The organism is Salipiger aestuarii (genome assembly GCF_003259905.1).
Lineage (GTDB): Bacteria > Pseudomonadota > Alphaproteobacteria > Rhodobacterales > Rhodobacteraceae > Salipiger > Salipiger aestuarii.
In genome coordinates this window covers 17,681-39,574 of the sequence record NZ_QLMG01000006.1, presented here as the reverse complement: position 1 = coordinate 39,574, position 21,894 = coordinate 17,681, and the positions used below count along the sequence as shown (strand labels likewise).

Below are 21,894 nucleotides of genomic sequence, written 5' to 3'. Positions count from 1 at the left end.
ATGGGAGGCATTGCGATTCTTATTCCCGCCGCCGGTGCAAGCCGGCGGATGCGCGGCACCGACAAGCTGCTGATCGACGTCGGCGGGAAACCGCTGCTGCGCCGGCAGGCCGAGGCGGCTTTGGCTGCCGCCAACCATGTGTGCGTCGCCATTCCGGGCCACGACCACCCCCGCGCTGCCACGCTCGCCGGCCTGCCGGTTCAGGTTGTCGAAGTGCCGGACGCCGCGCTGGGCATGTCCTCGTCGTTTCGCCGTGGCGTGGTGCTGATGCCGAACGGGCTTGAGGCGATCATGGTGCTGCCCGCGGACATGCCGGACATCGACGCCGACGATCTGCGTGTCGTGATCGACGGCTATCGCCGCTCGCCGCGCCCGGTGCTGGTTCAGGCCACCGCCGAAGACGGCAGCCCCGGACATCCGGTGCTGTTTCCGTCGGATTGCTTTCCCGCGCTTGTGGCGCTGACCGGGGACCACGGCGCCAAGGGCGTACTGACCGCCAACACGCACCGCCTGCGACAGGTCGCCCTGCCCGGCCAGCGCGCCCTGACCGATCTGGACACGCCCGAAGCCTGGGCGCGATGGCAGGCGCGCAGGAAGCAGGCGGCGGAATAACGCCCGGCCTCTGGCGCCGCCTATGGTTACCCTGCCGCGTCGTGGATCAGCACCGCCCGGAAATCGTTGACATTGGTGCCGGTCGGGCCGGGTACGAACAGCCCGCCCACCGCGTCGAAGGCGCCCCACGCATCGTTGCGCCCCAGCCGGGTCATGGCGTCCTCGCCGGTTGCGCGCAACGCCCCGGCGGTGCCGCCATCGGCAAAGGCGCCCGCGTTGTCCTCGGTTCCGTCGATGCCGTCGGTGTCCGCCGCAAGCGCATGGACCCCGGCGACCCCGTCGATGGCGTGGGCGAAGGCCAGCAGGAATTCGGTGTTGCGCCCGCCCCGCCCGGCGTCACCGCGCAGCGTGACCGTGGTTTCCCCCCCCGACAACAGCACGACCGGCGCGGCGAACGGCCTGCCACGGGCCGCGATTTCGCGCGCCATGGCAGCATGCATGAACCCGATGTCGCGGGCCTCGCCCTCGATGCTGTCCGACAGGATCGCCGCCGGGATGCCTTGCGCCCGAGCCGCCTGCGCCGCCGCCTCAAGCGACAGGCGCGCCGAGGCGACGACGCGCACCTCGTTGCGCGCGAAACAGGCGTCATCGGGATGCGGCGCGCGCGAGGCCTGCGAACGGATGTGGTCCAGCACGTTGCCGGGCAGCGCGATGTCCCAGGCCGCGATCATCCGCAAGGCGGCGGCGGCATCGACCGCGTCGGGCACCGTCGGCCCCGACGCGACCTGCGCGGGATCATCGCCAGGCACATCCGACACGATCAGGCTGACGACACGCGCGGGGGCGCAGGCGGCGGCCAGCCGTCCGCCCTTGATCCGGCTGGCGTGTTTGCGAATGGCGTTCATCACCCCGATCGGCGCGCCCGACGCCAGAAGGGCGCGGTTGAGCGCCTGTTCATCGTCCAGCGTCAGCCCGTCGGGCGGCGCGGGCAGCAGCGCCGAGCCACCACCGCAGACCAGCGCGACCACCAGATCGTCGGCGGTAAGGCCACCGACCGCGTCGAACAGCGCGTTGGTCGCCAAAAGGCCCGCAGCGTCGGGCACAGGATGCGCGGCTTCCATCACCGTCACATGGCGACAGGGCGTGGCATAGCCATAGCGGGTCACCACCACGCCGCTCAGCGGGCCGTCCCACAGATCCTCAAAGGCGGCGGCAAGCTGTGCCGCCCCCTTGCCAAGGCCGATGACCACCGTGCGCCCCTTCGGGTGGTCGGGAAGCGCCGGCGCCAGCGCGGTGCGCGGGTCGGCGGCGGCAACGGCGGTTTCGAACAGGCCGGTAAGGAAACTGCGGTGATCTTGCATCTGAATGCCCCTTGCTGTGGCGCGCTCTCCCGCCGTGGTCGCCCCCCTGACCCGGTCAGCGCCCGGCGGCACGGATGCGCAGACCCGACGCGTGCGGGGCGCCCTGATCCTGCCCCCGAAGCACCAGCTCAAGCTCGGCCAGCGCGCCATCCTGGGCGATGACGTAATCCTGCACCGACAGAAGCGCGGGAACAACCGCATCGACCTCGGCCCTGCGAACCCCGAGCGTCTCAAGCATGCCGCGCGCCTCGCCTTCACGCAGGGGGAGCAGCGCCGAAACCAGCCGCGCGCCCTGGCGCAGCGTCAGAACAGAACCAAAGGCGTCCCCGGCGGTCACAGCCACCTTGATCTCCGGCGCCTCGGGCGGCGCGTCGGTCGCGAGGACGGTCAGCCCCCGCGCCACCAGCATCGCCTGCGCCCCGGCCGGTTCCGCAAGCAAACCCGCCGCGCCCGGTACGGGCACAAAGACATCGTCGATGCGGCGTTGCGGACCGCCGAGTTCGACGCAGGCACGCAGGCCCTCCAGGGCCGAGGACAAGCCCGACAGCGGGATCAGCTTTTGCGCCATCAGCGCCTCGGCGCGCGCCTCGGGCATGCCCTCGGGCAGGGTCGACACCAGCGCCAGCGGCATCCCCACCTTGCGACGCGCGGCGGCGGCAGCCTGGACCAGCGTGTGCCAGTTGCCGTCGCTGCTGCGGTCCACGCGCGGGTGATCCATGGACAGCAGCGTCAGCACCGCCCTCCCGGACATCACCTCGGCGATGATGCGCGCCGCCCGCGCGGACGAGCCGGCAGCGGCAGAGCGCGCATCCAGCGGGTTGGCCAGCACCGCGTCCGGCGCGAGTTCGGCACCAAGCGCCGCCTTCTGCGGGTCGGTCAGCGCCGGGAAATGCAGCCCCGCCGCCGTTCCAAGATCGCGCAGCACCGCGCCCGAGGTTCCGCTGAAGGACAACGACGCAAAGGCATTGGTCGGCAACACCCCCAGAACGTGCAGGATCTTGAGCGCCTCAAGAAACCCCTCGGGGCTGCGCACCCGTGCCATCCCGGCCCGCGCGATCAGCGCGGCGGCTCCGGTTTCGTCGCCCGCGCGCAGAACCACCACGGACTTGCCCAATCGCTGCGCGCACCGCCCGAGGTCAAGAAACGTCTGCGGATCGCCCAGGTCTTCGGCCTGCACCCCCAAAGCGCTGATGCGTTCGTCCTCAAGCAGCGCCTGCGCAAGCGCGGCGATGCCGGTCTGTGCGGCGCCGGGCGTCTGCACGGCAATGCAGGCAATGGGCAGGCCACGCCGCTGCATCGACAGCGCCTCGCCGAATGCGGCGCTGCGGGTCACGATCGCCACGCCGCGCTTGAGCGGGCGCAGCCCATGGTCGCGCGACCAGACCGGCGCGCGTTCCAGCGCATTCACCAGCCCCGGACATTCGGGGCCAAGCAGGATCATGTCGCCCGCAGCCGATGCCAGCGCCGCCGCATCCGCGCGCCCCTGGCAGATCGCCGCGCCTGCGCCGCGCGCGGCCAGCAGCGCCACCGCGTCCACCGCCGCCTGCCCGTGCGCTTCGACCATCGCCAGATCGGGCGCTGCGGGCAGCGCGTCGATATTGGTGAAGCCGCGCACCCCCTTGACCAGACCGGCCGCGCCGGAGACGGGATTTCCTGTGGCAGGATCTCCGGTAACGGGCCTGTCGGCTACCGGCCAGATGTCCCAGACAAAGCCCATCTCGCGCAGGTTGCAGATGACGGAACCGCACCAGCCTTCGGACCCGACAAGGGCAACCGAGCGCGGTCTGAACAGGCGTGAAAAGTCTCGGGACATGTGGTCTTCTTATGGCTCACAGGGGCGCGGTGGTCAGGGCATTGGGGCGCGTTTTGCTTGAAGGTGCAAGAAGTTGCGACCCCTTTTCGACCGGTACGCCGCGATTGACGCAACAAAAGGCGCCCCGCTCATCGCTCAAGTTGCGAAAGGTCATAGCCGTACCACGTCAGGATCTCATGCGCGGCCCGCAGGCGTTCGCCGGGGGCGCCGTTGCGATCCATGATCCACACCCGGCCGCCGTTCGGACTCCCCAGCGCCGCCGTGCGGTTGTCGGCGTCCAGCCAGTGGACCCAAAGCGGGTCCCCCGACAGCCGAAAGCGTCCGGTGCCTTCGTCGGACAAGGGCTGCGGGCGCCCGTCGACGGTCATCAGACCGTTGTCGATGCGCAGCCGGGCGCCGGGGCGCAGGCCCGCCCCTTCGACCACCACCCAATCGCCAGCAAAACGCGCAAGCGATGCATTGGCCTGGCTGGCGACCGGCGCGGCCGGGTTGCGCACCGGCACCGAGGGGGGCAGCGGGTCGGCAGGCCGTGCGCAGGCGGCCAGCAGCACCAGAAGGGCGAGCCCCCTCATGCCTGCCGCTCCAGCGTCTGCGCGATCGCCCGTGCCATCGCGGCGCCGAATCGGCCGTGCGCGTCCGCGTCCCAATGCACACCGTCGCGCGGGGACACCGTCAGATGATCCCCGGCCGACACATAGGCACAGCCCAGCCGTGCCGCCATCGCCCGCATGTGGGGTTCCAGCCCGCTCTGGCGCGCCTCGGCCCCGGCGAAAACCTCGGACAGGGTGCCGGTTTCCCGCACCGGCGCCGGGCAGACGACCAGCGTGTCGCGCGCCACCTGTTCGGCGCGCACGCATATCACCAGCCGCTCGACCGAGCGCGCGATGTCCCATGCCCCGACCGAAAAGCGCGGTTTCAGATCATTGGTCCCCAGCATCAGCACCACCAGATCCAGCGGCTTGTGGCTGTGCAGGATCGCGGGCAGCACCGCCAACCCGTTGCGGCAGCCGCCTTCGACGGGATCGTCATGTACGGTGGTGCGCCCCGGCAGGCCCTCGGCGATCACGTCATGCGCGGGACCAAGCGCCAGCGCCGCGACCTCGGGCCAGCGGTCTCGCTTTGGCAGGCGCTCGGACAGCCCCGCAACGCGCATCGGCAGCGTGCCGTGTGTGTTGCTGTCCCCGTAGCAAAGGATCGCGCTCATGGTTTGTCCCCGCCCGTCGTTCCCACGCAAGGTGCGGCAGGAAAGAAATGGGAACAAGAGCAGTTCGTGCAAAGTTTAACGATTCAGAAAGTACCATCATGCAGGCTGTACGATGCCGAGAAGACAGCGAGGATGATGCCTTTGACCCACATCAGGAATGCGCGGCCGGGGTGCATGCCGCGGGTTGATGGGGCATCGCCGGATGCCGCGGACACGAGACCTTGCCGTCCTGTCGGAGACCTGGTCGATTTCGAAACGGCACCCCCGTTGCTTTTGCGTCCACAGCCCCGCTTTTCCAGCCCTCACCGGGCGCCCCGGTGCGACACCCCCGCCATGCCGCGATATCGCGACATCGACCCGAATTTCGAAGAGGTTCGGTTGCTGGCTCCCCATGTCGCGGCGGCTTTGCGCGCCACCGCGACAGCGTCTTTCAGGGTGCCTCCGCCAGTCTGACGCCCGGGGCCGTGCGGCCGGGTCGTCGCGGCGCGCCGCATCCGTGCGATGTGCGCTCGGCGTGCGCGGCCGGGTCGTCTGCGCTGCGGCCGAAACCGCGCCACGCCGGGTTTCAGTCCGCAGTCCCCCGAAACCCGGTGGCGACGACGAATTTTTCGGATGAATCCGACCGGCTCGCCGGGGGTTTCACATGCGCCACCTTTTCGAAGCGTTGCTTGAGCAGCGACTGAAGCCCGTGTTCCGCCCCGCCCGCGAGCACCTTGGCGACAAAGGTCCCGCCCGGCTCCAGCACGTCAAAGGCGAAATGCGCCGCCGCTTCGCACAGGGCAATGATGCGCAGGTGGTCTGTCTGCTTGTGCCCCGAGGACGAGGCTGCCATGTCCGACATCACCACCGTCGCCCCGCCGCCAAGCCATTCCTTTACCTTCTCGTCGGCGTCGTCTTCCATGAAATCCAGCTGGTGGATCTCGGCCCCCGCGATCGGCACCACCTCTTGCAGATCGACGCCCAGAACGTAGCCCTGTGCCTTGCCCGCCCGCTCGCCAAGCGCGTTGACCCGAGGCACGGCGACCTGACACCACCCCCCCGGCGCGCAGCCAAGGTCGACCACGCGCGCGCCCGGCACCAGAAAGCGGTATTTTTCGTCCAGCTCAAGGATCTTGTAGGCCGCGCGCCCGCGATAGCCATCGGTCTGGGCGCGCTTGACGTAGGGGTCGTTGAGTTGCCGCTGCAACCACATGGTCGAGCTCAGCTTGCGCCCGCGCGCCGTCTTGACCTTGACCTTGAGGTCGCGCTGGCCACGCCCGGAGGTGTTCTTTCCGGCCGGAGTCTTGCTGTTCGGAGTCTTGCTGTTCGGGGTCTTGCCACCGCCGCCGCCGGGTTTCTTCGCCATCACGCCACTCCGCACAGGTTTATCGGGTGCACATGCCCCTTTGCGGATCACTGTGCAACCGGATCAGCCCGGTTCCAACCCCGCTTGCGCCTCGCGCAGCAGCTTTGCCGCCCCCGATCCCTGAATTTTCGCGATGTCGTCCTGATATTTCAGAATCGCGCCCAGCGTATCCGAGATCACCTCGGGCGACAGATCCACCACGTCGAGCGCAAGCAGGCATTTCGCCCAGTCGATGGTTTCCGCGACGCCCGGTTTCTTGAAGATATCCTCGGTGCGCAGGCCCTGCACAAAGGCCACGATCTCATGGCTGAGACGGTCGGCGAGGGCCGGCTCGCGGGCGTGCAGGATTTCGACCTCACGGGCGAAATCGGGGTAGTCGACCCAATGATACAGACAGCGGCGCTTGAGCGCGTCATGCACTTCGCGGGTGCGGTTGGATGTCAGGATGACCACGGGCGGTTCGGGCGCCTTGATGGTGCCAAGCTCGGGGATGGTCACCTGGAAATCGCTCAGCGCCTCCAGCAGAAAGGCCTCGAACGGCTCGTCCGTGCGATCAATCTCGTCGATCAACAGCACCGGCGCGCCGTTTTCATCCGGGCGCATCGCCTGCAAAAGCGGGCGCTCCACCAGAAAATCCGGCCCGAACAGTTCCTGTTGCAGCGCGCCGCGATCGGCGCCGCCCTGCGCCTCTGCGGTGCGGATCGCGATCATCTGCGCCGGAAAGTTCCATTCGTAGACGGCCGAGGACGCATCCAGCCCCTCATAGCACTGCAACCGGATCAGGCGGCGGCCCAGCATCGACGCCAGCGCCTTGGCGATCTCGGTCTTGCCGACACCCGCCTCGCCCTCCAGAAACAACGGCCGTCCCAGCCGCAGCGACAAAAACACCACCGTGGCAAGCGCGCGCCCGCAAACATATCCTTGCTCGCCCAGCCGGGCCTGCACCTCGTCGATGGTCGCGGGGGTCTGCATTTGGCTTCTCCTCTTCCTGACTACCGAAGTGCCCCCTGCGCATGGTTCGGTCAATCCCCCGAAGATCGCGCCCCTGGATCGCAGCGATTGACGCGCGTTAACCCAGATGCGATGATTCTGCCCTAGGGACAGATCACGAAGGCACAACCTTCGGGCGTTCAGGCGGACCGGGCAGGCCCATGACAACATCCACGCGCATGCGCATCACCGCGGTGACCTGCGTCAAGAACGAAGGCCCGTTCATCCTGGAATGGATCGCCTTCAACCGGCTGATCGGGGTGACCGATTTCCTGATCTATTCCAACGATTGTACCGATGGCACCGATGCGCTGCTGGATGCGCTGGCCCCCTGGGGCGTGATCCACCTGCCCAACCCCGCGCGGGGGCGCAACTACCAGATGGAGGCACTGAAACACGCGGCCCGGCAGCCGGTGGTGCGCAATGCCGACTGGGTCTGGATCGCCGATGTGGACGAATTTCTGAACATCCATGCCGCCGGGCATGACATTCCCGCGCTGGTCGCGGCCTGCGGCACGCCCCAGGCGATCTCGGTCAGCTTCCAGTTCTTTGCCAACGATGGTGTGGATCGCTTTCAGGATGCCCCGGTGATCGGGCAATTCACCCGCTCGCATAATCCCGACCTGTGGTGCGCCGATACGACGCTTGAGGTCAAGACGCTGGTGCGCCGGGATTTTCCGCTGCGCTACTACGGCGCGCACCGCCCGTTTGCCAAGGCCACCGCTGCGGCATCGGCATGGACCGACGGGTCCGGTCGTGCCGTTCCGGCCAGGTTCGTCGAAGCGTCCACCCCGCAGTGGATCCGCCGCTTTCCCGTCGCGGGCGCGCGTGACCACGCGACGTTGAACCATTATGCGCTGCGCTCGCTTGAAAGCTATCTCGTCAAGATCGACCGGGGGGACGTGAACCGCGAAGGCCGCGCCTTCGACGATCGCTACTGGCGCGAACGCAACGACCCGGCATGGCAGGATCTGTCGATCCGGCGCTACCTGCCCGCGCTGGAAACCGCGCTGAGCGAGATGAAACAGGGCAGGCTTGCCCGGCTGCACGACGCCTGCGTCAGGGCTCACCGCCGCCGCGCCGCCGACGTGTTGCGCGACAATGCCACCGCCGCGCTGCGCGATCACCTGCGCGCGCTGCCTGCCTGGCCTCCGGGTGAACTGGACCTTGCGCGCGATCTGGGGCTGATGCCATGACGGTGCGCGTGATCAACCTCGGGCTTCCCAAGACGGGCACAACGACGCTTGGGGTGGCGCTTGACCGCGCCGGTCTGACGGTGGGCGATTTCAAGCTGAGGCGTGGCAGTTGCCCCGACAAGGCCATCGCCGGCAGCTTTGTCGCGCGTCAGCTTTATGACGGCTATTTCGGTTCGGGCGACCCGTTGCAGACGCTTGGCGCGCTTGACGCCCTGACCGAGGTTTCGGTGCTGAACCGCAGCTTGTGCCTTTGGCCGCAAACCGATTTCGGCCTGATCGAGGCACTGCGGGCGCGCCATCCGGATCTGCGGTTCGTCGCGTCATGGCGCGCGCCGGACGACGTGGCGCATTCGATGCTGCGCTGGTCCGATCTGGGCACCGACCGCCTGCCCGCGGGCAACGTGCCCGGATTGCCACGCGGCTATGGCGACACACGCTTGCAGCGCGCGCAATGGATCGCCCAGCATTACGCATTCCTGAACCGGGTGTTTGGCACCGACCCGCGATTCCTGCAATACGACACCGCCGATCCCGATGCGCCGCGACTGCTGGAGGCCCATCTTGGTCTGTCGCTGCCCTGGTGGGGCAAGGCCAACGAAAACCGGTCGACCGCGGGGCGCGTATGAGGATCCATGTCCATATCGGGCCCGACGCGCTGGCGGCTGACCGGCTGCAACGGGTGCTGGATGCCAAGCGGGATCATCTGCGCGGAAAGGGGGTGCTTTACGCCCGCAGCGTCGGCGCGCGCAACCATACGCGGCTGTTCATGGCGACAAGCGGTCCGGTCGATGCGCTGCGGTTCAGTCGCGGCTATGCCGCGCCTGACCGGCAAGAGGCGCTGCGGGACGAGGTCGCGGCCCAGCTGGCCAAAGAGGTGGCGCAGGCCCGCCCCGATGTGCTGATCCTGTCCGCGCACCAATTGGGAACGTCGCTGACATCTTTCCGTGAAATCAGCCGATTAAAAGATATTCTTCAGCCAATTTCGAACAATATTCGCATCAACGCGCAAATCGACGATCCCGCCCGGATGCTGGTACGCCGCTACGCCGCCCAATTGCTCGAAGGCCGCACAGGCTCGCTTGCGCAAGAACTGGCGCTTGTGTCCCGTCCGGACTGGTGGCAGGCGGCGCTTGAAACCCACGCCGCGCCCGTGCCCCATCGGGGGCTTTTCCCCGAGGCGCAAGGCGCGGTGTTCTGGCTGGATTACAACCGGTTATGCGCGGAATGGGAGGCGGTCTTCGGACCCGGATCGGTGTCCTTCCACCCGCTTGACCTGCCCCGCCTATACGGCCCCGCCGCGACCGAAATCCTGCGCGAGATCTTTGACATCGTGCCGCCCATCGGCAAGGCGGACAGCGATACAGCGCCCGCGGCGCCGTCTGCGGCCTGGCTGACACGGTGCCGCCTGATGAACGACGCGCTGTCGCGGCTGCTTGCGCTGCGCGAACACACTCTTCCGCGTCAGGTGTGGCGGCGATTGCTGATACAAATCAAGGTACAAGGCCCCGAAATTGATCCTGGAGAACTGGCCTGCATTTCACAGCGGTTCGCCAGCGGCCTTGACGGACTGGCCACGCGGCACCCGGCGCTGGACAGGGCGCGCCTTGAGCCGGACAGACCTTGCGGCGACTGGACCGAGGCCGATCCCACGCGCGGTTTTCGCGCCACGCAGTATTTGATGGCAATGGACAGCCGTATCGCCAAGGCCGCAGAAAAGGCTCAGACGGTCACGGACGCGCCCCCCTTCGACCCCGCCAAGCTGCCCCCACAGGGGGTGGCGCAAAGCGCCGCGCCGGGGCGGTCGCCCTTTGCCCCGCACAACCGGCTTGGCGATGTCGACGAAACGGCACCGGCCCCCGCCTATCCGGTGATTCCGCGACCGCCCCTGCCGTCTGGCAGCAGCGGCCGCGTCATTGTCGGCTGCATGAAGAACGAAGCCCCCTATATTCTGGAGTGGATCGCCTATCACCGTGCCATCGGGTTTGACAATTTCCTCATCTATACAAACGGGTGCGACGACGGGACGACGCAAATCCTGTCACGGCTCGACCAGTTGGGGCTGGCGGTCCATCGCGGCAACGACGACTGGACGGGGAAGTCTCCGCAGCAGCACGCGCTTGATGCCTCGCTCTGCGAGCCGGTGATGCAAAACGCTGACTGGATCGCCCATATCGACGTGGACGAATTCGTCAACATCCGCTGCGGAAACGGCACGCTGGACGATCTGTTCGACCAATGCCAGGATGCCACCAACATTGCCATGACCTGGCGCCTGTTCGGTCATGGCGGCGTCACGCGGGTGCTGAATCGCCCTGTCATAGACCAGTTCGTCCGATGCGCGCCCAGCTACTGCCCCAAACCGCACACCGCATGGGGGTTCAAGACGCTGTTCCGCAACCTTGGCGCCTATGAAAAGATCTCGTGCCACCGTCCGAACAAATTGCGGCAAGGGTTTGAAGACAGGGTAAAATGGGTCAACGGGTCGGGCCGCGACATGACTGCGGATGCGCTGCGCAACGGCTGGCGCAATTCGCGCAAGACCATCGGCTACGATCTTGTGCAGTTGAACCATTACGCGCTGCGCAGCGCCGACAGCTTTCTGGTCAAGCGTCAGCGCGGGCGGGCCCTGCATGTGGACCGCTCGATCGGATACAACTATTGGGTGCGGATGGACTGGTCGGGCGCGCGCGATGTAACAATACGACGTAACCTTCCAAGATTGCGTGAAGAAATGACAAAGCTCATGTCGGATGACACGCTGCGCCACTGGCATGACCACGGGCTGGCCTGGCACCGCGCCAAGGCCGAAGAACTGCGCGCCACCGCGGAATTCGCGCAGCTTTACCGCCGGATCCTGAGCCTCAAGCTGACCGATGCCGAGCGTGTCGCCCGCGCGCTTGCCCTGGATATGGAGAGTTGACGATGGATGCCCCCGCCAAAAGCCCGTTCATCCGCTCGCGCGGGATGAACATTCCCAAACATCCCGACATCACCACCGGACGCATCCGCGGCGCGCTGCGCGACGGGCTTTATGAGCGCAAGGAATGCGACGCGGTGATGCGCGTGGTCCGGAAAGGCGATCGGGTGCTCGAACTGGGGGGCGGCATCGGGTATATGTCGACGCTGCTGTCTGTGAAGAAAAACGTCGCCTCCGTCGTGAGTTACGAGGCAAACCCAATGCTGGCTCCCTACATCCGCAGCGTGCACGCCGCCAATGGCGTGACAAATGTGGATCTGCGCACCGCGCTGCTGTCGCCCCAGGACGGACCGCCGGTCGAGTTTCATCTGCGGCGCAACTTCCTCAGCTCATCGCTGGACCGCGCTTCGGACCCCGAAAGTATCACGAATACCGTGCAGATCCCGCGCCACGGGCTGCGCCGCGTGCTGGACGAAACGGCCCCCGATGTGCTTGTCTGCGACATAGAAGGCGCCGAGGCGGATCTGCTTCCCGCCGCAGACTGGACCGGGTTGCGGGTGGCGGTCATCGAACTGCACCCGCAGTGGATCGGACAGAACGGCGTGCAGGCGGTGTTTGACGCCATGCATCGCGCGGGGCTGACCTATTTCCCCAAAGCCTCGGAAGCCAAGGTCGTGACGTTCGGGAAAGGCTGGTAACCAGTGAATATCGTTGCCGTTCTTTGTGTCAGAAACGAAGCCGCCTTTGTTCTGGACTGGCTCGCGCATCATCTGGCTTCGGGCGTCAGCCATGTGGTCGCGATGTCCAACGACTGCGAAGACGGCACCGACCTGATGCTGCAACGATTGCAGCAGCTGGGCCATGTCACGCATATCCGCAACGATGGCCTGCATGAAGGCGGGGTGCAGTTCGCCGCGCTGAAGCTGGCGGATGACTGCGCCGCCGTGCGGGGGGCGGATTGGCTGCTGGCGCTGGATATCGACGAATACGTCAATGTCCATGTGGGGGACCGGACCCTGCCGGCGTTGATCGCGGCGCTGCCGCAGGCGGATGCGATCACCCTGACCTGGCGGTTGTTCGGCAATGCCGGCGTGCTGTCCTATCGCGACAAGCCGGTCCCGCAGCAATTCCTGCGCGCCGCCCCCGAGGTGATGGCCTGGCCCTGGCGCGCCGCGATGTTCAAGACCCTGTTTCGCAACGACGGCACCTATCGCAAGCTTGGGGTGCACCGGCCACGCGATCCCGACGAGGCCCGCGTCGACGCCGCCCGCTGGTACGATGGCGAAGGCCGCGCGCTGGAGCCGCAATTTCGCACGCGCCGCGTTTTTTCCACCTATGGCCGATCGAATTACAAGCTGGCACAACTGAACCATTACCCGCTCGGCGCTATGGAAAGCTTCATCCTCAAGGCCGACCGGGGGCGCGCGGTGCATTCGGACCAGGCGCTGGGGCTGGATTACTGGACCGACCGCAATTTCGGCACGGTCGAGGACCGCTCGATCCTGGCCCTGTCGGACAAGACGGCGGCGTTGCGCCGGGAGCTGGACCGGGACGAACCGCTTGCAAGCCTGCATCGCGCGGCGGTGGCCTGGCGGCGCAATCGCTACGACCGGCTGATGCTTCAGGAACCCTATCGCGCGCTTATGGGCCGGCTGATGATGACGCCCCCCAGCCAGCCGCTGTCCCCCGGCATCGCGCGCATTCTGCACACCCACGCGAGCCGCGCCCAGGGTCAGGACAGCGCCGACCGCTAGAATTTTCCCCTATTCGAGCACAATTTCGCCCAATCCACCGGGCATTGTTTCCCGAACACAAATGGGTGCGGCCCGCCGGTCGCGTCAGATGACAAGAGGCCCGACGGGGCGAAACATGGCGGCGAACGCCCGGAACGGCAGGCTGAAATGCAGGACCACACTGATCTTTCGACGGTCGATCTGACCGGGCTGCGCAGGGGTCAGTGGATCTCTGCCATATCGCGGATCGGCGAGGCCGACGGCTTTTCCGAACCGCTCGGGCGGCGCCATCACGGCGTGTTCGTGGAACGCGGCCACACCTTGCTGGTCAGTTTCGAAACCCTGCCCGGAATCGAGGTGCTGTCGGAAACCGCGACACCTCTGGGCTGGAGCATGGCGCTGGATGAGGGCTGGTCGTCGCTGGCGGTGATCTCGTCCCGCGACACCTGGTTTCGCGACGAGCGGATCTATGCGTTTTTCGACCAGCTGATGGATGACGGGTTCTTTGACGAATTCGAGCAGGTGATCTTTTACGGCGCGGGCCCGTGCGGTTATGCTGCGGCGGCGTTTTCCGTCGCCGCGCCGGGCGCGCGGGTGGTGATTCTGCAACCCCAGGCCACGCTTGATCCGCGCGTCACCGAATGGGACGATCGCTTTGCCGAAGCCCGGCGCGTCGATTTCACCTCGCGCTATGGCTATGCGCCCGACATGCTGGACGCGGCGGACCACGCCTGGGTGCTGTACGATCCGCGCGAACGGCTGGATGCAATGCATTCGGCCCTGTTCGAACGGCCCAATGTGACGCGGTTCAGGATGCCCTTCATGGGCGGTGCGCTTCAGGGCGACCTGATCGAACTTGGGCTGATCGGTCCGTTGCTGACCGCCGCCGCCTCGGGCGATCTGGGCACCCTGGATTTCGCCCGGCTGATACGCGCCCGGCGCGATCACACGCCCTATCTGCGCAAGCTTTTGGCCAAGCTGGAAAAGGACGGGCGCAGGAACCTTGCCAAGATGCTGTGCCGCAACGTGTCGTTGCGACTGGACGCGCCGCGCTTTCGGCGCCGCCTCGAAGCGTTGCAGGCGCTGCGCTAGGACGACAGCGCCCGCAGGGCCCGCGCGCGCGCAGGGGGAATCAACGCGACCTCAACCCCGGTAAAGACGTGCAGCGTGCCCATCGCATGGTCGCACACCGCGTGATCGCTGACCCAGCCGCCCATGGACAAATAGGTTCTGAGCAGCGGCGGCATCAGCTTCAGCCCGGCACGGGTCTCGCCGCCGGGCACCAACGCCACTGTTTCGGGGGCCTTGCGACCGATCCGCCAGCGCGCGGGCGCGCCTCGGTGCGCGAGATGCGCAAAAGCCGGGGCATAAGGCACGGGATTGGTGCCCTGAAAACTGGCGCAGCCAAACAGCATCCCCGCGCCGCCCCGGTCCACCAGTCCGGCGATCGCCGCCCAGCCCAGGCGTAGGATGTCCGGGTCGGTTTTGCCCGGACGGATACAGAATCGCCCCAATTCAAGCATTGGTTGCGCAAACTCCGTCAGCCGCGTCAGGTCGTAATATTGCGCCGAATAGCTTGTGCCGATGAAACTGCCGCTGTCCAGCCAGAGGTAGCGAAAGCAGGCCAGCGGCGCGCCCCCCGCCACTGATTCGACCAGCACATGCCGGCACAGCGGGTCCATCGGGTCCACATCCGCCCCCCCCCGGCCGAAGGCACGCCCCCGCAACGCCTGCGCCGCCGCGATGTCGGCGCCCGGCCGCGCGTGCCGCACCAGGTAGCGCCCCCGCCGCAACAATGGCTCCGCTTCGACGATGTCGCCCTTCCGGCAGCCAATCCGGGGCGAGGACACGCCCCGCGCCCTACAGATCGTCGGTGAACGAGCCGAGGCTCAGCCCGCCGATATTGCCGAACAGCCTGCGGATAAAGCTGATCTCGCCGTCCGAGGTGCGGGTGATGCGGCGCGACAGCGGCACGACGTTGCCGTGTTCCAGCCCGTAGCGGGTGATGTTCTCGACCACGCCGGCGCTGTCAAAGGTGATCGCGACGATCTCGCGGTCGACCTCTTCGGGGGCTTGCCAGGCGAATTGCCGGACCTCGGACGAGATGTAATAGAAACCGCCCTCGTTTAGCACGCCCGATGTTGTGGGCACCCCGATCACACCCTCGACCGTGGCGCGCGTGTCCACACCGGGGACGATCTGCTGCAGATCCTCTTCGGTCGGGGTATAGCCGTGCGTTCGATACTGCGATGTGCAGGCCGCCAGGCTGAACGCGGCTGCGAATGTCACCGCTGCCAATCTTCCGGAAATCGCCATGGACTGCGCCCTGCTCTCTGTCTATCTATTTGTCCCTTGCGGGGGTTCTATCCCCGATTACATAACCGAGCCAAGCCGTTCAAGCAAAGGAAAGGCCCCGGATGAACAGCACGACCCCGATCCCCGAGCGGCTGCGCGTCGCGGGCTTGCGCACCGGCACCCCGACCGTCTTCGATCTGCGCCCCGACGACAAGGCGCGCGCCGCCATTGCGGCGCGGCTTGGCCTGCTGTCGCTGCGCAAGCTGCGCTTCAGCGGCGCGCTGATTCCCGAAGGCCGCGATGCCTGGCGCCTGGACGCAACGCTTGGCGCCACCGTCGCGCAGCCCTGCGTCGTCACGCTGGAACCGGTGACGACACGCATCGACGAGCCGGTCGAACGGGTGTGGCGCCCCATTGCGGCGCCTTCCGACCGCACCGACGGCGCCGAGATCGAAATTTCGGGCGACGACATCGACCCCCTGCCCGAGGTCATCGACCTGCGCGCCGTCCTGACCGAGGCGCTGGCACTGGCGCTGCCGCTTTATCCCCACGCGCCGGGCGCAAGGGAGGTGACCAAATCGCTGGACGCGGCCGCCGCCCCCGATCCCGAAGACGAGCGTCCGAATCCCTTTGCCGCGCTGGAAGGGCTGAAATCAAAGCTTGGCGCCGGGTCTGATGACGGCGAAAGCGACGGCGATACCGATGGCGATACCGGCAAGGCGACGCCCTAGCGGGCGAATCGTCCTTGCGTTTTGGCGCAAAATCCCTATTTTCGCGCCTTCATCGGAATTCCGGGTTGCCACGGCCCCAGCCTTGAGATTATGAGGCCGGGCACGCCCGAACGGAACCGGGCAATGATTTGCCCCCTGAACGCGAAAAGGTTGAGACATGGCCGTCCAACAGAACAAAGTATCCAAATCGCGCCGCAACAACCGTCGCGCGCATGACGCTCTTGTCGCCGGTAACCCGAACGAGTGCACGAACTGCGGCGAACTGAAGCGCCCGCACCACGTGTGCCCGTCCTGCGGTCACTATGCCGACCGCGAGGTGGTGGCATCGGTCGACGAGATCGAGCTGGAAGAAGACGCGGCCTGAATCGACCCCAGGGCACGCACCGCATGACATCCGCTTCGGAAAAAACGCAGGCTGCCAAGCCCCTGGTGCTTTCCATCGACGCCATGGGCGGAGACCGTGGGCCGGCAACCATCGTTGCCGGTCTTGCCTTGTTTGCGAAACGCAACAAGCAGGCCAAATTCATCCTGCACGGCCCCGCAGCCGAGCTTGAAACGCTCGTGGACAAGCGCCAGCTTGGCAAACGGGTCGAAATCCGCGACGCCACCGGCGTCGTGTCGATGCATGACAAGCCCAGCTCGGTCATGCGCACCGGGCAGAACACGTCGATGTGGTCCGCGCTCGATTCGGTACGCGACGGCAAGGCCGCCGTGGCGGTGTCCTGCGGCAACACCGGCGCGCTGATGCTGCTGTCGATGGTGCGGCTGCGCAAGCTGCCGGGCGTCAACCGCCCCGCCATCGCCGTGCTCTGGCCATCGCGCAACCCGCAGGGGTTCAACGTGATGCTGGACGTAGGCGCCGATATTCGCGCCGATGCGCAGGATCTGTTGAAATACGCGCTGATGGGGGCCTCGTATGCCCGCAACGGGCTGTCGCTGCCAACGCCCCGCGTCGGTCTGCTGAACGTCGGCACCGAGGAACACAAGGGCCGCGCCGAGCTGAAGCAGGCGCATGAGCTTATCACCGCGCAGGCCGATGCCAACGGGTTCGAATTCGTCGGTTTCGTCGAAGGCGGCGACATTTCCGGCAGCCGCTGCGACGTCATCGTCACCGACGGGTTCACCGGCAACATCGCGCTCAAGACCGGCGAAGGCACCGCCTCGCTGATCGGTCAGTTCCTGCGCGAGGCCTTTGCCTACTCCCCGCTGTCGCGCGTGGCCGCGCTGCTGTCGCTGACATCGCTCAAGCGGCTTCAGGCCCGCATCGACCCGCGCCGCAAGAACGGCGGTGTGTTTCTGGGTCTCAATGGCACGGTGGTGAAAAGCCATGGCGCCGCGGATGCAACAGGTGTGGCCGCCGCGGTCGAACTGGCCTACGATCTGGCGCAATCGGGTTTTGGCGACAGGCTGGCCGCCCGCATCGCCTCTGCGGCGAACGCCGCCGGGATGGCCGCCACGACCGAACCCACCGATCAGAAGAAAGACGGAACAAATTCATGACCATACGGGCGCAGGTGGCGGGGGTCGGGCACTATCTGCCAGAGCGTGTCGTTCCCAACTCCGAGTTGGAAAAGACCCTCGATACCACGGATGAATGGATCCGCACCCGATCCGGGATCGAACAGCGCCACATCGCTGCCGACGGTGAAACCACCTCTGAGATCGCCGCCCATGCTGCCCAGCGGGCGCTGGACGACGCGGGCCTCGGCCCCAACGATCTGGATGCGCTGATCGTCGCGACATCGACCCCCGACCTGACGTTTCCGTCCGCCGCGACGATGGTGCAGGCCCGCATCGGCATGGAACGCGGCTTTGCCTTTGACGTGCAGGCGGTCTGCGCCGGGTTCGTCTATGCGCTGGCCAATGCCAACGCGCTGATCACCTCGGGAACAGCGCGGCGGGTGATGATCATCGGGGCGGAAACCTTTTCGCGAATCCTCGACTGGACCGACCGCTCGACGGCGGTGCTGTTCGGCGATGGCGCCGGTGCGCTGATCCTTGAATCCGGGACCGGCGACGGCAGCGCAGATGACCGGGGCGTGCTGTCGGTCGATTTGAATTCCGACGGGCGCTTTCGCGACCTGCTTTACGTCGATGGCGGCGTCAGCACCAATTCCGTCGGCCACCTGCGGATGGAGGGCAAGGAGGTGTTCCGCCACGCGGTCGCCAAGCTTGCGGCCTCGGCTGTAGCGGCCATGGAAAAGGCCGGTGTCACCCCTGAGCAGGTCGACTGGGTCGTGCCGCATCAGGCCAATATCCGCATCATTCAGGGCACCGCGAAAAAGCTGGGCCTGCCGATGGACAAGGTCGTGGTGACCGTTCAGGATCATGGCAACACCTCTGCCGCGTCGATTCCCCTGGCGCTGTCGGTTGCCGTCACGCGTGGCCAGATCAAGCGCGGCGATCTGCTGGTCACCGAAGCGATCGGCGGCGGGCTGGCCTGGGGCGCGGTGGTTATCCGCTGGTAGCCCCGTTCAGGGTCTTTTCAGCATCTTGCGGCTGCGATCCAAGTCCCTGATATTGACTCGGAAAATTCCGCGCGCCTATGCTGCTTCAAACTCCGGGAGGGACGGTCATGAGTGAAAAGACACTGACACGGATGGATCTGAGCGAAGCGGTGTTCCGCGAAGTCGGATTATCGCGCAACGAAAGCGCCGAGCTGGTCGAGGCCGTGCTTCAGCAGATGTCCGATGCGCTGGTGCGTGGCGAACAGGTCAAGATCTCGTCCTTTGGCACGTTTTCCGTGCGCGACAAGGCGGCGCGGGTCGGGCGCAACCCCAAGACCGGCGAAGAAGTGCCGATCCAGCCGCGCCGGGTTCTGACCTTCCGCCCGTCGCACCTGATGAAAGACCGCGTGGCCTCCGGCAACAAAAGCTGAAACCGGGGCGCGACCTGCGCCGCCGGCCCGTCCCCGCGCACCGGCAGGCCTCACAAGGACCAGAACACATGAGCAAGTCCCGCGATGCCTTCCGCACCATATCCGAAGTGGCGGAGCTGCTGGACACGCCGGCGCATGTTCTGCGCTTCTGGGAAAGCAAGTTCACCCAGGTCAAGCCGGTCAAACGCGCCGGAGGGCGGCGCTATTATCGCCCCGGTGACATCGCCTTGCTGGCCGGCATCAAGAAGCTGCTGCACGAGGATGGCCTGACCATCAAGGGCGCGCAAAAAGTGCTGCGCGAACAAGGGGTCAAGCATGTCTCCAGCCTGGTCCCCCTGCCCATAGACACCAATGCCGAAGAAATCGAAGATGCGCCCTTTGCCGAGGTCGCGCCGGAAACCGGAACGGTTCTGCCTTTTGCGCCCGGCGACACGCCTGCGCCGACGGACCCCGCAGATCCCGACGATCAGGCCGATCTTTTCGGCGAAGCCGCCGCTGATCCCGCAGCGGAAGCGGCCACCGGGGCAGATTGTGAAACGGCCCCCGACACCGCGCCGCCCCTGCCCGACTTCGTGACCCACTCGCTGGACGAACGCCACGACGCCCCGGCGGTTGCGGACAAAGGCCCTGTGCCTGACGACACCGATGCCGAAGATACCGGCCCCCAGGACACCGCCCCCAAAGGCGCCGACCTGGCGGACATCAATTCCGAAAACACCACCCCAAAAGACACCGCCCCAAAAGATACAGCGACCGAAGACGCCACGTTCCCCACCGCGCCGGCCCGTCTGGAAACCGACGATGCGACCGACAACGCAGATCCGGCCGCCGCGCCGGATGCAGAGCCGGAGTTGGGCGAGACGCTCATCGACGGCAGCGCCCTTCGCGACGACGCGGATACCATTCCACACGAAGCTGTCAGCCCGCCCGCGACCGAAGCCCCTGTTCCCGCAGAAACCGCCCGCGACGCCCCGGAGACCGGCCCGACGGCCGCCGGAACGGACGAAACGCCCGACGCCTCCGAAAGCGTTTTCGAAACCACCGGCATCGTCCCGCAAGGCGATCCGGCCTCGGCCGATGCGGACTCGCCGGGCGAGGAAATCGCGATCCCTGCCGATGCCCCCGACGCCGCAGAGCCCGTCAGGGATGGCGATTCGCCCCCCCCCGAAACCCAAGAGCCGCAGGCCGCGCGCGATGCGGCGGAAGAACCGCAGACGCCCTGCGGCTTCGAACTCTTTGAATCGAACGTCCCTGAATCCGCGCCCCCCGACGCGCACGACAGACCGGCCAACGAGTCCCCCGCCCCCGTTGATGCGGACGCTCGCATCAAAGCGCCTGCCCCCGCCGCTCCGCCAACCCTGCCCGACATCCCGGCGCCCGAGGATATGCCGACGGCCCGGCCCGGAACCCTGGCGCATCTTGCCGGCACAGACCGGCTGAGCCCGGCCCAGAGCCGGCGGATCGCACCGCATGTCGCGGCACTTCGGTTGTGGTTTGACGGTCACGGCGGACGCAGCCGCACATGATCTGCGACTTCGGTGAAAAAACACGCGGATCGGGGGTTGCCCCCGCCCGGAAAACAAGTATGAAACGGCTCCACAAGTCGGGCTATAGCGCAGCCTGGTAGCGCGTCCGTCTGGGGGACGGAAGGTCGCAGGTTCGAGTCCTGCTAGCCCGACCAAAATACCCCGCAGCGACTTATCACCGCCCCGCAGCCCCAGGCGCGGGGCGGTGCTGTTTTTGGCACGTTCCCTTCCCCGCGCCGGCTTGCTATGGACGGTCCAAGTACAGGAGTCAGGCATGACAGGCGTTCTTGCCAGCCAGCAGATCGAACAGCTAATCGCGCGGGGCGCCATCCGCTGCGCCGCCCCCCCGGTCGATGGGCAGATCCAGCCGGCCAGTCTTGACCTGCGGCTTGGCACCGAAGCGATCCGGGTGCGCGCCTCGTTCCTGGCGGGCGCCGGACGTCCCGTCGCCGAACGGCTGCGCGAATTCGAGATGCATCGCGTCGATCTGACCCAGGGGGCGGTTTTGGAAAAGGGCTGCGTCTATGTGGTGCCGCTGATGGAATCGCTGGCGTTGCCGCAGGACATGACCGCGGTTGCCAATGCCAAAAGCTCGACCGGGCGCCTGGATCTTCTGACCAGAACCATCACCGACGGCGGAACCGAATTCGACCGTGTGCCGGGGGGCTACACCGGCCCGCTTTATGCCGAAATCTGCCCGCGCAGCTTTTCCGTCCTGGCGCGCACCGGCATGCGCCTGAACCAGATCCGTTTTCGCAGGGGGCAGTCGGTGCTCGGCGACAGCGATCTGCAAGCCCTGCACGCGGCCGAGACACTGGTCACCGGCGGGCCGGCGGTGATCGACCACGGGTTGGGCTTCTCGGTCGACCTGCGCCCCGACGCGGGCACGCTGGTGGGCTGGCGCGCCAAGCCGCATACCGGGGTCATCGACCTGGACCGCATCGCGCATTACGATCCGGCGGACTTCTGGGATCAACTGCATTCGGACAAGGGCCAACTGATCCTTGATCCGGACGCGTTCTATATTCTCGTCAGCCGCGAAGCGGTGCATATCCCGCCCACCTATGCCGCCGAGATGGCCCCTTATCTGGCGATGGTGGGGGAGTTCCGCGTGCACTATGCCGGATTTTTCGATCCGGGTTTCGGCCATGCCGGGGCGGGCGGCACCGGGTCGCGCGGCGTGCTTGAGGTGCGCTGCCACGAGGCGCCCTTTGTGCTCGAGCATGGTCAGATCGTCGGGCGGCTGGTGTATGAACACATGGACGCCCTGCCCGCCCAGCTTTACGGCGCCGGTATCGCGTCGAACTATCAGGGGCAGGGTTTGAAGCTGTCCAAGCATTTTCGCGCCTGACA

General features: G+C 66.7%; 22 protein-coding genes and 1 tRNA gene. 15 read left to right on the top strand and 8 right to left on the bottom strand.

Going from position 1 to position 21,894, the window contains the following annotated elements; all coding sequences use genetic code 11:
• Positions 1–612 carry a nucleotidyltransferase family protein gene (locus ATI53_RS05095; protein ID WP_111549860.1) on the top strand — a complete coding sequence of 204 codons (612 nt, stop codon included), beginning with the start codon at positions 1–3 and terminating at the stop codon, positions 610–612.
• Positions 613–638: 26 nt separating this feature from the next.
• Here the strand turns inward: ATI53_RS05095 and ATI53_RS05090 are convergent, their stop codons facing one another.
• The 6 genes from ATI53_RS05090 to ATI53_RS05065 all read right to left on the bottom strand — a co-directional run bounded on the left by ATI53_RS05090 (position 639) and on the right by ATI53_RS05065 (position 7,247).
• Positions 639–1,913 carry a glycerate kinase type-2 family protein gene (locus ATI53_RS05090; RefSeq protein WP_111549859.1) on the bottom strand — a complete coding sequence of 425 codons (1,275 nt, stop codon included), beginning with the start codon at positions 1,911–1,913 and terminating at the stop codon, positions 639–641.
• A gap of 55 nt (positions 1,914–1,968) precedes the next feature.
• On the bottom strand, positions 1,969–3,726 hold the full coding sequence (locus ATI53_RS05085; protein ID WP_111549858.1) for a CoA-binding protein: 1,758 nt from the start codon (positions 3,724–3,726) through the stop codon (positions 1,969–1,971).
• A gap of 128 nt (positions 3,727–3,854) precedes the next feature.
• Positions 3,855–4,298, bottom strand: coding sequence for a lipocalin/fatty-acid binding family protein (locus tag ATI53_RS05080; RefSeq protein ID WP_111549857.1), 444 nt, complete (start codon positions 4,296–4,298; stop codon positions 3,855–3,857).
• Positions 4,295–4,930, bottom strand: coding sequence for an SGNH/GDSL hydrolase family protein (locus ATI53_RS05075; protein WP_009503226.1), 636 nt, complete (start codon positions 4,928–4,930; stop codon positions 4,295–4,297). Before ATI53_RS05075 ends, ATI53_RS05080 begins: the two co-directional genes overlap by 4 nt.
• A 565-nt stretch (positions 4,931–5,495) precedes the next feature.
• Positions 5,496–6,275 carry an RlmE family RNA methyltransferase gene (locus tag ATI53_RS05070; RefSeq protein ID WP_111549856.1) on the bottom strand — a complete coding sequence of 260 codons (780 nt, stop codon included), beginning with the start codon at positions 6,273–6,275 and terminating at the stop codon, positions 5,496–5,498.
• A gap of 63 nt (positions 6,276–6,338) precedes the next feature.
• Positions 6,339–7,247 (bottom strand): AAA family ATPase, encoded by a 909-nt coding sequence (locus ATI53_RS05065; protein ID WP_009503224.1) that lies wholly within the window; start codon positions 7,245–7,247, stop codon positions 6,339–6,341.
• Between the two features lie 197 nt (positions 7,248–7,444).
• On the opposite strand from ATI53_RS05065, the gene ATI53_RS05060 reads away from it, so the two are divergent.
• From ATI53_RS05060 to ATI53_RS05035, 6 genes are all read left to right on the top strand, one after another.
• On the top strand, positions 7,445–8,461 hold the full coding sequence (locus ATI53_RS05060) for a glycosyltransferase family 2 protein (protein ID WP_111549900.1): 1,017 nt from the start codon (positions 7,445–7,447) through the stop codon (positions 8,459–8,461).
• Positions 8,458–9,087 carry a sulfotransferase family protein gene (locus ATI53_RS05055; protein ID WP_009503222.1) on the top strand — a complete coding sequence of 210 codons (630 nt, stop codon included), beginning with the start codon at positions 8,458–8,460 and terminating at the stop codon, positions 9,085–9,087. The genes ATI53_RS05060 and ATI53_RS05055 overlap by 4 nt, the downstream gene beginning before the upstream one ends.
• Positions 9,084–11,381 carry a glycosyltransferase family 2 protein gene (locus tag ATI53_RS05050; protein WP_111549855.1) on the top strand — a complete coding sequence of 766 codons (2,298 nt, stop codon included), beginning with the start codon at positions 9,084–9,086 and terminating at the stop codon, positions 11,379–11,381. The genes ATI53_RS05055 and ATI53_RS05050 overlap by 4 nt, the downstream gene beginning before the upstream one ends.
• A gap of 2 nt (positions 11,382–11,383) precedes the next feature.
• Positions 11,384–12,076: an FkbM family methyltransferase gene (locus tag ATI53_RS05045; protein WP_111549854.1), complete on the top strand. Its 693-nt coding sequence runs from the start codon at positions 11,384–11,386 to the stop codon at positions 12,074–12,076.
• A 3-nt stretch (positions 12,077–12,079) separates the two neighbouring features.
• Positions 12,080–13,132, top strand: coding sequence for a glycosyltransferase family 2 protein (locus ATI53_RS05040; protein ID WP_009503219.1), 1,053 nt, complete (start codon positions 12,080–12,082; stop codon positions 13,130–13,132).
• Positions 13,133–13,279: 147 nt separating this feature from the next.
• A complete protein-coding gene (locus tag ATI53_RS05035; RefSeq protein WP_009503218.1) occupies positions 13,280–14,203 on the top strand; it encodes a hypothetical protein in 924 nt (307 codons plus the stop codon).
• Here the strand turns inward: ATI53_RS05035 and ATI53_RS05030 are convergent.
• Together ATI53_RS05030 and ATI53_RS05025 are read right to left on the bottom strand one after the other, a co-directional pair.
• Positions 14,200–14,961 (bottom strand): GNAT family N-acetyltransferase, encoded by a 762-nt coding sequence (locus ATI53_RS05030; protein ID WP_240778549.1) that lies wholly within the window; start codon positions 14,959–14,961, stop codon positions 14,200–14,202. The genes ATI53_RS05035 and ATI53_RS05030 overlap by 4 nt on opposite strands.
• 10 nt (positions 14,962–14,971) lie before the next feature.
• Positions 14,972–15,427 carry an outer membrane protein assembly factor BamE gene (locus ATI53_RS05025; protein ID WP_009503216.1) on the bottom strand — a complete coding sequence of 152 codons (456 nt, stop codon included), beginning with the start codon at positions 15,425–15,427 and terminating at the stop codon, positions 14,972–14,974.
• A 101-nt stretch (positions 15,428–15,528) separates the two neighbouring features.
• On the opposite strand from ATI53_RS05025, the gene ATI53_RS05020 reads away from it, so the two are divergent.
• The 8 genes from ATI53_RS05020 to ATI53_RS04985 all read left to right on the top strand — a co-directional run bounded on the left by ATI53_RS05020 (position 15,529) and on the right by ATI53_RS04985 (position 21,892).
• On the top strand, positions 15,529–16,137 hold the full coding sequence (locus ATI53_RS05020) for a YceD family protein (RefSeq protein WP_009503215.1): 609 nt from the start codon (positions 15,529–15,531) through the stop codon (positions 16,135–16,137).
• Between the two features lie 157 nt (positions 16,138–16,294).
• Positions 16,295–16,501 carry a 50S ribosomal protein L32 gene (rpmF, locus tag ATI53_RS05015; protein WP_009503214.1) on the top strand — a complete coding sequence of 69 codons (207 nt, stop codon included), beginning with the start codon at positions 16,295–16,297 and terminating at the stop codon, positions 16,499–16,501.
• 23 nt (positions 16,502–16,524) lie between these two features.
• Positions 16,525–17,637 carry a phosphate acyltransferase PlsX gene (gene plsX, locus ATI53_RS05010; RefSeq protein WP_009503213.1) on the top strand — a complete coding sequence of 371 codons (1,113 nt, stop codon included), beginning with the start codon at positions 16,525–16,527 and terminating at the stop codon, positions 17,635–17,637.
• The gene (locus ATI53_RS05005) at positions 17,634–18,605 is read left to right on the top strand and encodes a beta-ketoacyl-ACP synthase III (protein WP_009503212.1); all 972 of its coding nucleotides are present in this window, start codon (positions 17,634–17,636) and stop codon (positions 18,603–18,605) included. The genes plsX and ATI53_RS05005 overlap by 4 nt, the downstream gene beginning before the upstream one ends.
• A gap of 107 nt (positions 18,606–18,712) precedes the next feature.
• The gene (gene ihfA, locus ATI53_RS05000; RefSeq protein ID WP_009503211.1) at positions 18,713–19,015 is read left to right on the top strand and encodes an integration host factor subunit alpha; all 303 of its coding nucleotides are present in this window, start codon (positions 18,713–18,715) and stop codon (positions 19,013–19,015) included.
• Between the two features lie 68 nt (positions 19,016–19,083).
• The gene (locus ATI53_RS23815; protein WP_111549852.1) at positions 19,084–20,541 is read left to right on the top strand and encodes a MerR family transcriptional regulator; all 1,458 of its coding nucleotides are present in this window, start codon (positions 19,084–19,086) and stop codon (positions 20,539–20,541) included.
• Between the two features lie 78 nt (positions 20,542–20,619).
• A tRNA-Pro gene (locus tag ATI53_RS04990) sits at positions 20,620–20,696 on the top strand.
• Between the two features lie 119 nt (positions 20,697–20,815).
• Positions 20,816–21,892 (top strand): 2'-deoxycytidine 5'-triphosphate deaminase, encoded by a 1,077-nt coding sequence (locus ATI53_RS04985; RefSeq protein WP_009503209.1) that lies wholly within the window; start codon positions 20,816–20,818, stop codon positions 21,890–21,892.
• Positions 21,893–21,894 lie beyond the last annotated feature (2 nt).